Origin of the sequence: Streptomyces sp. SID5785 (assembly GCF_009870065.1) — a bacterium.
Classification (GTDB): domain Bacteria; phylum Actinomycetota; class Actinomycetes; order Streptomycetales; family Streptomycetaceae; genus Streptomyces.
In genome coordinates, this window is sequence record NZ_WWIA01000954.1 from 1 (window position 1) to 11,639 (window position 11,639).

Annotated in this window: 9 protein-coding genes; 4 read left to right on the plus strand and 5 right to left on the minus strand. The window is 73.4% G+C overall.

Going from position 1 to position 11,639, the window contains the following annotated elements; translation table 11 throughout:
* Positions 1-342, minus strand: a 342-nt coding sequence (locus tag GTW43_RS30985; RefSeq protein ID WP_202502166.1) for a homocysteine S-methyltransferase family protein, incomplete at its 3' end; no start/stop codon positions are given.
* A 48-nt stretch (positions 343-390) separates the two neighbouring features.
* On the minus strand, positions 391-1,338 hold the full coding sequence (locus GTW43_RS30990; protein ID WP_161305302.1) for an NADP-dependent oxidoreductase: 948 nt from the start codon (positions 1,336-1,338) through the stop codon (positions 391-393).
* 69 nt (positions 1,339-1,407) lie between these two features.
* On the opposite strand from GTW43_RS30990, the gene GTW43_RS30995 reads away from it, so the two are divergent.
* Positions 1,408-2,403 (plus strand): helix-turn-helix domain-containing protein, encoded by a 996-nt coding sequence (locus GTW43_RS30995; protein ID WP_237536905.1) that lies wholly within the window; start codon positions 1,408-1,410, stop codon positions 2,401-2,403.
* On the opposite strand, the gene GTW43_RS31000 is transcribed toward GTW43_RS30995, so the two are convergent.
* Positions 2,393-4,474 (minus strand): NAD(+) synthase, encoded by a 2,082-nt coding sequence (locus tag GTW43_RS31000; protein WP_161305304.1) that lies wholly within the window; start codon positions 4,472-4,474, stop codon positions 2,393-2,395. The genes GTW43_RS30995 and GTW43_RS31000 overlap by 11 nt on opposite strands.
* A gap of 77 nt (positions 4,475-4,551) precedes the next feature.
* Positions 4,552-5,784 carry a D-arabinono-1,4-lactone oxidase gene (locus tag GTW43_RS31005; protein WP_161305307.1) on the minus strand — a complete coding sequence of 411 codons (1,233 nt, stop codon included), beginning with the start codon at positions 5,782-5,784 and terminating at the stop codon, positions 4,552-4,554.
* Between the two features lie 236 nt (positions 5,785-6,020).
* Between GTW43_RS31005 and GTW43_RS31010 the strand changes: the two genes are divergently transcribed.
* Positions 6,021-7,364, plus strand: coding sequence for a radical SAM protein (locus GTW43_RS31010; RefSeq protein WP_161305308.1), 1,344 nt, complete (start codon positions 6,021-6,023; stop codon positions 7,362-7,364).
* Between the two features lie 90 nt (positions 7,365-7,454).
* Here GTW43_RS31010 and GTW43_RS31015 read toward each other — a convergent pair whose 3' ends face one another.
* Positions 7,455-8,468 carry an asparaginase gene (locus GTW43_RS31015; RefSeq protein WP_161305305.1) on the minus strand — a complete coding sequence of 338 codons (1,014 nt, stop codon included), beginning with the start codon at positions 8,466-8,468 and terminating at the stop codon, positions 7,455-7,457.
* 134 nt (positions 8,469-8,602) lie between these two features.
* Between GTW43_RS31015 and GTW43_RS31020 the strand changes: the two genes are divergently transcribed.
* Positions 8,603-9,070, plus strand: coding sequence for an Lrp/AsnC family transcriptional regulator (locus GTW43_RS31020; RefSeq protein WP_161305306.1), 468 nt, complete (start codon positions 8,603-8,605; stop codon positions 9,068-9,070).
* Positions 9,071-9,273: 203 nt separating this feature from the next.
* Positions 9,274-11,639: beta-N-acetylglucosaminidase domain-containing protein (locus GTW43_RS31025; protein WP_343246171.1), on the plus strand; the 2,366-nt coding region annotated here is incomplete at its 3' end.

Here is an 11,639-nt window from a genome sequence, read left to right on the forward strand (position 1 = left end):
CGCGGCGACCCAGCGCCGCCGGCCGCCCGGCTCCGCGGCGGCCGCCTCCCGGGCCAGCCGCACGCTCGACGCGATGAGCGCCGCCGCCCCGGCGGACCCGGTGCCGCGCCGCGCGAACCCCTCGAACGTCGCCTGGTAGCTCGCGGTGATCGCCACGTCCGCGCCCGCCGCGTAGTAGGCCCGGTGCGCGGCGACGATCGCCTCCGGCGCCTCGGCGAGCAGCCGGGCCGACCACAGCGCGTCGCTCAGGTCGTGCCCGGCGGACTCCAGCTGGTTCGACAGACCGCCGTCGAGGACGAGCGGCCCGGCGGCGAGTGCCTCGGTGAACGGGGTGCTGATCATGCGACCGACGATAACGCCGCGCCCGCGCCATGATCCGCCGGACAGGTCCTAGCGGACGGTCAGGACCAGCTTGCCCGTGACCCGGCCCGTCTCGCCCTCGGCGTGCGCCTTCGCCGCGTCCGCCAGCGGGTAGGTGCCCGACACGTGCACCTTCAGGCGGCCCGATGCCACGAGGTCGGCCACGGCCTTCATGCCGGCCTGGTCGTGCTCGACCAGCATGCTGGTCGCCCGGACACTCAGCTCGGCCGCGCGGGCGTGCACCTCGTCCATCCGGACCGGCAGGATCGACACCAGGATGCCGCCCGGGACCAGCGTCTCCAGGGAGCGCAGCCGGGTCTCGCCGGCCAGCGGGTCGAGCACCACGTCGACCTCGCCCGCCTCCTTCACGAAGTCCGCCGTGCGGTAGTCGATCACCTCGTCGGCGCCCAGCCCCCGCACGAAGTCGTGCTTCGCGGCGCTCGCCGTCCCGATCACGTGGGCGCCCCGTGCCTTGGCGATCTGCACGGCGACGTGCCCGACCCCGCCCGCGGCCGCGTGGATCAGGACCCGCTGCCCGGGGCGCAGGTCCGCGTTGTCGACCAGGGCCTGCCACGCGGTGAGGGACACCAGGGGCAGCGCCCCGGCCTCGGTGTGGCTCAGCCCGGCCGGCTTGTGCACGAAGGCGCGGGTCGGCCCGGTCACGTACTCGGCGTGCGAGCCCGCTCCGTAGGGGTACGGCAGCATGCCGAACACCTCGTCGCCGGGCGCGAACAGCGACACCCCGGCTCCCACGGCCGTCACCGTGCCCGACACGTCCCAGCCGAGCACGAACGGCGGCTCGCCCAGGTACAGGCCGAAGGCCCGGTGCTTCCAGTCGGTCGGGTTGACCCCGGCCGCGTGCACCGCGACGAGGATCTGGCCGACGCCCGGGTCGGGCCGCGGGATCTCGGTCTCGTGCAGGACGTCGGTACCGCCGAGGGTCTCCTGGCGGATCGCGCGCATCGTGTTCTCGGTCATGACTCAAGACTGCGGGCCGCCGGGTCCACCGGCAATGGCAAGATGGTCATCCAGCGATACGATCGTGCCATGACCGTCTCCGACGCGGCCTTCCTGGCCGCCCCGCCGCACCGCGTCGTCGTCCTCGCCCTCGACGGCGTCTACCCCTTCGAACTGGGCATCCCCAACCGGGTGTTCCCCGAGGTCGACGGGGCGTACGAGGTGATCACCTGCACGGCGGCGGACGACCGCACGGTCCGGACGAGCGCGGACTTCACGATCACCGTGCAGCACGGCCCGGAGGCCCTCGACCTCGCGGACACGGTCGTCGTGCCGCCCTACGACCTGCGCCGCATCGCCGAGGAGCTGCCGGACGAGGTGCGGGCCGCGCTGCACCGCATCCGGCCCGGCACCCGCCTCGTGTCCATCTGCACCGGCGCGTTCACGCTCGCCGCCGCCGGGCTGCTCGACGGCCGGCCCGCGACGACGCACTGGGCGCTCACCGACGTCTTCCGGCGGATGTTCCCGCAGGTCCCGCTCGACCCCGACGTGCTGTTCGTCGACGACGGCGACCTGCTCACCTCGGCCGGCGCGGCGTCCGGCGTCGACGTCTGCCTGCACCTGGTGCGCGCCGACCACGGCAGCGCGGTCGCCAACCAGGTCGCCCGGCGCTGCGTCGTCCCGCCCTGGCGCGAGGGCGGCCAGGCCCAGTACATCGAGCGGCCCGTGCCGCCCGAGCCGGACGCGGGCACCGCGGCCACCCGCGCCTGGGCCCTGGAGCGGCTCGACCAACCGCTCGCCCTGCGCGAGCTCGCCGGGCACGCCCGGATGAGCCCGCGGACCTTCGCCCGCCGCTTCCAGGAGGAGACCGGGACGAGCCCCGGCCGCTGGCTCATCCAGCAGCGGGTGCGGCGGGCCCGGCACCTCCTGGAGGCCAGCGACCTGCCCGTCGACCGGATCGCGGCCGAGGTCGGCTTCGCGACCGGCGCGTCCCTGCGCCGCCATCTGCACGCGGCGATCGGGGTGACCCCGGTGGCCTACCGCCGCACGTTCCAGGTCGACGGCGCACCGCAGGTCACCGGCTGACCGGCGCCTCCCGGTCCGCGGCCGCGGCCGCCTCGACCGCCTGAGGCGTCCAGCGCTCCAGGTCCCGCAGCCAGGCCCGCGCGTTCCCGTCCGACGGGGCGCGCCAGTCGCCGCGCGGGGACAGCGAGCCGCCCGCCGACACCTTCGGCCCGTTCGGCATCGCGGACCGCTTGAACTGGGCGAACTGGAAGAAGCGCTTGCAGAAGTACTCCAGCCAGTGCCGGATCTCCGCCAGGTCGTAGCTCCCCCGGTCCTCCTCCGGGAAGCCGGGCGGCCAGGCACCCGCCGCGCTGTCCCGCCACGCGTGCCACGCCAGGAACGCGATCTTCGTCGGCCGGAACCCGTACCGGAGCACGTGGAACAGGGTGAAGTCGTGCAGCGCGTACGGGCCGATCTTCGACTCCGTGGACTGCATCTGCTCACCCGGCACCAGCTCGGGGCTGATCTCCGTGTCCAGGATCGCGGTCAGCGTCCTGCCGGCCTCGTCGCCGAACTGCCCGCTGCTGACCACCCACCGGATCAGATGCTGGATCAGCGTCTTCGGCACACCCGAGTTCACGTTGTAGTGGCTCATCTGGTCGCCGACGCCGTACGTGCACCAGCCGAGCGCCAGCTCGGACAGGTCCCCGGTGCCGAGCACGATGCCGCCGCGCTGGTTCGCCAGCCGGAACAGGTAGTCGGTGCGCAGGCCCGCCTGCACGTTCTCGAACGTCACGTCGTAGACCGGCTCGCCCTCGGAGAACGGGTGGCCCATCTCCTTCAGCATCAGCCGTGCCGTGTCCGTGATGTCCAGCTCGGCGGCGGTGACCCCGAGCGACTCCATCAGCCGGTGCGCGTTGGACTTCGTGTGGTCGCTCGTCGCGAAGCCCGGCATCGTGTACGCGAGGATGTCGCTGCGCGGCCGTCCCATCCGGTCCATCGCACGGGCCGCGACGATCAGCGCGTGCGTCGAGTCGAGTCCGCCCGAGACCCCGATGACGACCTTCGGGTCCCCGATCGCGCCCAGCCGCTGCACCAGGCCCGACACCTGGATGTTGTACGCCTCGTAGCAGTCCAGCGCGAGGCGCTCCGCGTCCGCCGGCACGAACGGGAAGCGCTCGACGCGGCGGCGCAGCCCGAAGTCGGTGTCCGGCGCCCCCAGCGTGAAGTCCACCCGGCGGAAACCGCCGGTGCGCGCCGCGTGCGTACGGCGGTTGTCGTCGAACGTGCCCATCCGGCGCCGCTCCTGCATCAGCAGGTCCAGGTCGACGTCCGCCACCGCGAACTGGTCGCCCTGCGCGAAGCGCTCCGTCTCCGCGAGCAGCACGCCGTTCTCGTGGACCATCGTCTGGCCGTCCCACGACAGGTCCGTGGTCGACTCCCCGAGGCCCGCCGCCGAGTACACGTACGCGGCCAGACAGCGCGCCGACGCCGAGCGGCACAGCAGCGCGCGGTCCTCGGCGCGGCCCACCGTGATCGGGCTGCCCGACAGGTTGAGCAGCACCGTCGCCCCGGCGAGCGCGGCCTCGGCGCTCGGCGGCACCGGCACCCACATGTCCTCGCACACCTCGGCGTGCAGCACGAGCCCGGGCACGTCACCGGCCGCGAACAGCAGGTCCGTGCCGAACGGCACCTCCGCGCCGCCGACCCGGATCGTGCCGCCCCGCTCGTCGTCGCCGCCCGCGATCTGCCGGCGCTCGTAGAACTCCCGGTAGTTCGGCGGGTACGACTTCGGCACCACGCCGAGCACCCGGCCCCGGTGGATCAGCACCGCGCAGTTGTAGATCCGGTGCCGGTGGCGCAGGGGAGCACCCACCGCGAGCACCGTCATGAGGTCCGCGGAGCCCGCCACCACGTCCGCGAGCGCGGTCTCGACCTCGTCCAGGACCGGGTCCTGCAGCAGCAGGTCCTCGATCGAGTAGCCCGTCAGGCCCAGCTCGGGGAAGACGGCGACGGCGACGCCGTCCCGCGCGCACTGCCGCGCCTGGCGCAGCACCGCCTCGGCGTTCGCGAGCGGGTCGGCGACGGCCGCGTGCCCCGTGCAGGCGGCGACGCGGGCGAGACCTTGGGAGTAGATCGACCGGAAGTTCACCCGCCCATCATGTCAACCGGCCCGGACCGCTGCGCGGCGGGACCCGGCCTGCCGCACGGCGGGACCCGGGCCGCGGCTCAGGCGCCCACGACGGCCCGCACCAGCGCGTTCGCGAACTTCCCCGTGGGGTCGAGGCGCCGCACCAGCGCCGCGAACTGCGGGCTGCGCGGGTAGCGCTCCGCGAGCCGCGCCGGGTCCGCCGTGAACACCTTCCCCCAGTGCGGCCGCGCCCCGAATTGAGCGAGGCGGTCCTCCACCAGCGACACGACGGGCAGCACCCGGCGCGTCTCGGCGACCCACGTGAAGTGGAACGCGACGGTGTCCCGTCCGTACGCCGGGCTCAGCCACTGCGTGTCCGCCGCCACCGTCCGCACCTCGCACACCTGGAGCACCGGTGCGATCCGGTCCCGTACGGCGTCCAGCGCGGCCAGGGCCGCCCCGGCACACTCCCGCGGCAGCAGGTACTCGGACTGCAGCTCGTCCCCGCTGCTCGGCACGAACCCGGCGCGGAAGTGCGGCAGCCGCTCGTGCCACGGTCCGGGCACCCCGCCCTGCTCGGTGCAGTTCTCCGCGGGCATCCCCGGCACCGGATGCCGGGCCTCGGCCACCGGCGCTGCCCACGGGAAGCCGACGGGCTCCGGCGTCCGCTGCTTCGCCCACACCTGGACGAACCGCGGCCCGCGCCAGTCCGTGAACAGACTCACGCTGTACGCGGCCGACGTGACGGCGTCGAAGTCGAGCCCCCGGAAGGGCAGTTCGCCGAAGACGTGCTGGGTGACGCCGTACGACGGCTCCGCGTCGAGGGTCAGCGAGAGCACCGCCCCGAGCGCGCCGAGCGCGACCACCGCCCCCTCGAAGCCGGTCTCGCCGCGCGACAGGGTCACCACGTCGCCGGACGCGGTCAGGATCTCCACGGCGCGCACGGCCTCGGCGAGCGACCGGTTCGCATTGCCCGACCCGTGCGTACCGGTCGCCACGGACCCGGCGACGGAGATGTGCGGCAGGGACGCCATGTTCGGCAGGGCGAGTCCCCGGGCGTCGAGCGCGGCGGCCAGCTCCGCGTACCGCACCCCGCCGCCGACCCGCACCGTGCGGGCGCGCGTGTCGACGTCGACCCCGCCGCCGAGTCCGGCCAGCGACACCAGCGCGCCGTCCCGGCCCGCGTCCACGTCCGCGATCCGGTTGAACGAGTGCCCGCTGCCGAGCACCCGCACGTGCGGGCTCGCCGCGACCAGCGCGCGCAGCTCGCCGAGGGAGCCGGGGCGGTGCAGCCGGTCGGTGGAGAAGGCGATGTTCCCGGCCCAGTTCACCGGTGCGGCCGCTGCGGGCGCGGCGGAGGGGACGGCGGGATCGGTGGCTGCGCGCTCGTGCACGGGGGTGCCCCCTTCTTCGGGCTTCGGGAATCGGCCTCCCGGCGATTGGATCACGACGCCCCCGGCGCGCCCAGGGGGTCGCAGCGGGGCCCCCGGAAGGTCCGGGGGACATCCGGGGGCATACCGTGAGAGGCGAAGCACGGCCCGGCAGGAACAAGGAGTGGGTGTACGGGATGGACGCGAAGGCCGACAAGGCGGAGAGCCGCACGGCGCTGGTCGAGGACCTGATGGAGCGCTTCCCGCACGTCCCCAAGGAGGCGGTCTTCAAGGAGGACCTGCTGCGGGGCGGTGTGGCGTTCGACCCGTCGGCGCTGAGTGACAACGAGGGCGGCGAGGTCAAGCCGAAGTCCTACTTCATCTTCTCCTTCGACCACGGCACCCTGCCCGAGCTGGGCGAGGCCGCGCTGCGCCGCCCGCCCGAGGAGATCGTCCTCACCGGCGGCCCCTACGACCTGCGCCGCACCGTCGTCTCGGTCCGCGTGAACCCGTCGTCCCCGTACCGTGTCGCGGCGGGCGAGGACGGCATGCTCGGCCTCTACCTCGACGGGAAGCGCATCTCGGACGTCGGCGTGCCCCCGATGCCGGAGTACTACCGGCACAAGCTCTCCAACGGGAAGTCGGTCATGGAGGTGGCCCCCACCATCCAGTGGGGCTACCTGATCTACCTGACCGCGTTCCGCGTGTGCCAGTACTTCGGCGCCAAGGAGGAGTGCCAGTACTGCGACATCAACCACAACTGGCGCCAGCACAAGGCGGCCGGACGCCCCTACACGGGCGTCAAGGACGTCGACGAGGTCCTCGAGGCGCTGTCGATCATCGACCAGTACGACACCGCGAAGGCCTCCACCGCGTACACGCTCACCGGCGGCGCCATCACCTCGAAGGTCCAGGGCCTCGACGAGGCGGACTTCTACGGGCGCTACGCCAAGGCCATCGAGGAGCACTTCCCGGGCCGCTGGATCGGCAAGGTCGTCGCGCAGGCGCTGCCCAAGGACGACGTGCAGCGCTTCAAGGACTACGGCGTGCAGATCTACCACCCCAACTACGAGGTGTGGGACGAGTACCTGTTCAAGATGTACTGCCCGGGCAAGGAGCGCTACGTCGGCCGCGACGAGTGGCACAAGCGCATCCTCGACTCCGCGGAGATCTTCGGCGCGCGCAACGTCATCCCGAACTTCGTCGCCGGTGTCGAGATGGCCGAGCCCTTCGGCTTCAAGACGGTCGACGAGGCCATCGCCTCCACCACGGAGGGGCTGCGCTTCTTCATGTCGCAGGGCATCACCCCGCGCTTCACCACCTGGTGCCCCGAGCCGACGACCCCGCTCGGCAAGGCCAACCCGGCGGGCGCTCCGCTCGAGTACCACATCCGGCTGCTCGACGCGTACCGCTCCACGATGGACGACTTCGGCCTGTCGTCCCCGCCCGGCTACGGCCCGGCGGGCGCCGGCCGCGCCGTCTTCTCGGTGAGCTCCTTCATGGACAGCCTCGCACCGAACGCGGAGTCGGTGGAGATCTGACCGGCCGGTCCCGGCCGCGGGCGCGCGGGGCCTGGTCGCGCAGCTCCCCGCGCCCGGCGACGAGGAAGAGGAACCGGCGGAGCCGGGGCGCTACGCCGCCTCGGCGACAGCCTCCGCGCCCTCCCCGAGCAGCTCCCGCACGAGCTTGCCCCGAACCCCCGCCGCCCCCTCGGAGAGCAGCGCCGACAGCACCGCCACCCGGGTCTGCCCGGCCCGCAGCACCCCGCTGAGCACCGCCCCGGCGGCGACGAGGTCCACGGCGCCGCCCCCGGTGTAGATCTCGGCCAGCGGACCGGCCGGCACCCGCGTGGAGACGGCGACGAGCACGCCCGCCGCCACGGCGGAGCCCACCGCCTCGACGAACTCCGGCGTCGCGTTCCCCGCGCCGGTCGCCACCAGCACGATGCCGCGCGCACCCGCCGCGACCGCCGCTTCGAACAGCGCCGGATCGGCGTCGCTGTGGTGCATCACGATGTCGACGCGCGGTATCGCGGCCCCGGCGGGCGGCACGGCCAGCGGCGCCGGACGCTGCGGGGTGCGGCGGATGTCGACCCGGCCGAAGCCGAGCCGGCCCAGCGGCGCGGGGGCCGACGGGTCGGCGAACGCGTCCGCCGCGAGGGTCTGCGTCTTGACGGTGCCGCGTGCCGCGTGCACCTTGCCGTCGAACACGACCAGGACGCCCAGGTCCCGTGCGAAGGCGGCGACCTGCAGCGCGTCGTACATGTTCCCCGGGCCGTCGCCGTCCGTGGCGCCGAGCGGCTTCTGCGCACCGGTGAAGACGACCGGGCGCGGGTCGTCGTGGTGCAGGTCCAGGAGGAACGCGGACTCCTCGAGGGTGTCCGTGCCGTGCGTGACGACGATGCCGTCGACCGACGGGTCGGCCAGCACCTCACGCACGGTGCGCAGCAGGGTGAGCTGGCGCTCGGTGGTCATCCGCGAGCTGTTCACGTTGAACAGGTCGACGACCCGGACCTCGACCCCGTCCGGCACGGCGGCGCTGGCCAGCACGGTGTCCCCGCCCGCGTCGGCGGCGTAGCCGGTGCCCTGCCAGCGGCTGGCGATGGTGCCACCGGTGCTGATGAGGGTGATGCGCTTGGGTTCCATGGTGGCTGCCTCACGGGTCGCGGGGGGTCACGGGCGCGTGACAGGGCTGTTCATCGCAAGGGTAATGCGAACGAGGCGCAATGCGATTGCTGATCTGCTGGCTCATCGCGCGTAGCGTGCGAGATGATTGCGCGATGGACAGGATCGACATGAATATCTTGCGCGAGCTTCAGGCGGACGGGCGGCTCAGCAACCAGGAGCTCGCGCAGCGCGTGGGCCTGAGTCCGTCCCCGTGCATGCGGCGGGTGCGCCAGCTGGAGCAGGACGGCGTCATCCAGGGGTACCGGGCGGTCATCGACCCGGAGGCGGTCGGCCGCGGCTTCGAGGTGCTCGTGTCCATCGAGGTGCGCCGCGACCGGGAGTCCGTGGAGGCCTTCGAGCGGGCGCTCCAGGACATCCCGGACGTGATCGAGGCCTACCGCCTCTTCGGCAGCCCCGGCTGTCTGCTGCGGATCGCCGTCGCGGACCTCGCCGCGTACGAGCGACTGTGGATCGAGCGGCTCACCGCGCTCGGCGGGGTCACGGAGGTGAACTCGCAGATCATCATGAAGCGGGTCAAGGAGCCGGAGGGCCTGCCGGTCCCGGAGCGGCCCTCCGTCTAGGGCCTGTCGGTGCTCGATCGGGGCGAGGTGTGCGTCATGGTCTAGACCAAGAGGTCTAGACATGTCAAGGGTGCTGTGCCACGGTGTCCGGCGGAACACCCCGTGCTCTTCTTTGCTCTGAGAACTCGTCAACCGAGCAGAAAACGACAGGTGTTGACGCCCTCCCGAGTGCCGCCACCGGGCGTCGAACGGATCGGAGACCCGTGAAGAGATCCCCGAACAGCTCCCCGAAGAGAGCCCGCTCGCTCGGCGTCGCGCTCGTGGCCGGTGCCCTCGCCGCCGGCCAGCTCGCCGCACTCGGCCCCGCGGCGCACGCCGCCCAGCCGGCCGCGGCCTCCGCACAGCGCCCCCTGCCCACCGTCTCGCCCGCTCCGCTGTCCCTCGCGCGCGAGGGTGGCGACGCCGAGGTCACCGGGCGCGTCGCCGTCGTCGCCGACGGCCGGACCGACGCCGCCGCCCGCGACCGCCTCGTGCGCGAGCTCAGGGCCCACGGCGCCGACCGCGTCGACGTCCGCGCACCCGGCGCCGCCGTCCCCGCCGGTGTGCTCACCGTGCGCCTCGGTCCCGCCGGCCGGCCCGACATCGCCCGCGCCCTCGGCGAGGTGACCGCCCCCGACAGGGCCGAGGGCTACGCCCTGCGCGTCACGTCACGCGGAGCGGCGCGCGAGGTCGCCCTCGCCGGCCACGACGCCACCGGCCAGTTCTACGCCGTGCAGACCCTCCGCCAGCTCTTCGTCCGGTCCGGCGGCGGCTGGCGCGTCGCGGGCGCCCGCGTCGAGGACCGGCCGGCCATGCCGCTGCGCGGCACCATCGAGGGCTTCTACGGGCAGCCCTGGACGGCCGCCGAACGGCTCGACCAGATGGACTTCTACGGCGACGTCAAGGCCAACACCTACGTGTACGCGCCCAAGGACGACCCGTACCACCGCGACAAGTGGCGCGACCCCTACCCGGACGACAAGCTCGCCGAACTCGGCACCCTGGTGCGGCGGGCCGACGCCAACCACGTCCGCTTCACCTTCGCGCTCTCCCCGGGCGGTTCGGTCTGCTACTCCGACCCCGCCGACCGCGCGGCCCTGAAGACCAAGCTCCAGGCCGTCTACGACCTCGGCGTGCGCGCCTTCTCCCTCCCGCTCGACGACATCAGCTACACCGAGTGGAACTGCGCGGGCGACGAGGCCGCCTACGGCGCACCCGGCCGCGAGGCCGCCGCCCGGGCCCAGGTCGACCTCCTCAACGACGTCCAGAAGAACTTCGTCGCCACCCACGAGGGCACCCACCCGCTCCAGACGGTCCCCACCGAGTACGGCGACCTCACCGACACCGCGTACAAGCAGACGATGCGCGCGACACTCGACCCCGACGTCGTCGTCATGTGGACCGGCACCGCCGTCGTCCCGCCCGCCATCACCGACGAGCAGGCCGACGCCGCCTCCCGGCTCTTCGGCCGCAAGGTCTTCGTGTGGGACAACTACCCCGTCAACGACTTCGGTCAGACCAGTGGACGGCTGCTCCTCGCCCCCTACGACAAACGCGAGGCGGGACTGTCGGAGCACCTCAGCGGCATCGTCGCCAACCCGATGAACCAGCCCTACGCCAGCAAGATCGCCGTCTTCGGAGCCGCGTCCTTCGCCTGGAACGACCGCGACTACGACGCACAGGCCACCTGGAAGGCCGCCACGGACCACCTCGCGGGCGGCGCCCCCGAGGCCGCCCGCGCGCTGCGCGTCTTCGCCGACCTCGAGCACCTCGCGCCCACCTTCGGCGAGACCCCCTGGCAGGAGCAGGCGCCGCAACTGGCCGCCCGCATCGACCGGTTCTGGACCGCATGGAAGGCCGGCGACCGCACCGAGGCACTCTCCGGCCTGCGCGGCTACGCCCGGCAGATCGCCGCCGCGCCCGGCCGCATCCGCGCCGGTTCGGTCGAGCCCGGCTTCGTCGCCGACGCCGCGCCCTGGCTCGACGCCACCGCGCTGTGGGGCCGGGCCGCCGTCGCCATGACCGACGCCCTCGCCGCCCGCGTCGACGGCGACGTGGACCGCGCCCGGGAACTCCTCGCCGAGTCCCGCACCCTCCAGGAACAGGCCGCCGCGGTGAAGGTCGACCCGGCCCGCAACACCTGGGGCAAGGCCCCGGTGAAGGTCGCCGACGGCGTGCTCGACACGTTCCTCGTCCAGGCCGACACGATGCTCGAACTGTGGGACTCCGCCGGCGGCTCCGAGAACCTCGCCGTGCAGGGCACCGCCACCGCCTCCAGCGTCGAGCAGGACCTCGACCGGCTCAAGGCGGCGAACGTCAACGACGGCTCCTACCAGACCCGTTGGGCCTCCGGCTACGCCGACGACTCCTGGGTCAGGATCAAGCTCGCCGCCCCCGCGAAGGTCGCCGCGGTCACCCTCGCCTGGGAGAGCGCCTGTGCCGCCGAGTACCGGGTCGAGACCTCGGCCGACGGCGTCCACTGGACCACCGCCGCCACCCGCACCCCGGCCGCCTGCGGCACCGACGTCGTCCGCCTCACGCCCGGCGAACCCGTCTCCTACGTCCGCATGCAGGGCGTCAGACGAACCTC

Bases quoted from the DNA above. Each gene is read 5' to 3' on its own strand.
- GTW43_RS30990 (WP_161305302.1), bottom strand. From the start codon at position 1,338: ATGACCGAGAACACGATGCGCGCGATCCGCCAGGAGACCCTCGGCGGT.
- GTW43_RS30995 (WP_237536905.1), top strand. From the start codon at position 1,408: ATGACCGTCTCCGACGCGGCCTTCCTGGCCGCCCCGCCGCACCGCGTC.
- GTW43_RS31010 (WP_161305308.1), top strand. From the start codon at position 6,021: ATGGACGCGAAGGCCGACAAGGCGGAGAGCCGCACGGCGCTGGTCGAG.
- GTW43_RS31015 (WP_161305305.1), bottom strand. From the start codon at position 8,468: ATGGAACCCAAGCGCATCACCCTCATCAGCACCGGTGGCACCATCGCC.
- GTW43_RS31020 (WP_161305306.1), top strand. From the start codon at position 8,603: ATGGACAGGATCGACATGAATATCTTGCGCGAGCTTCAGGCGGACGGG.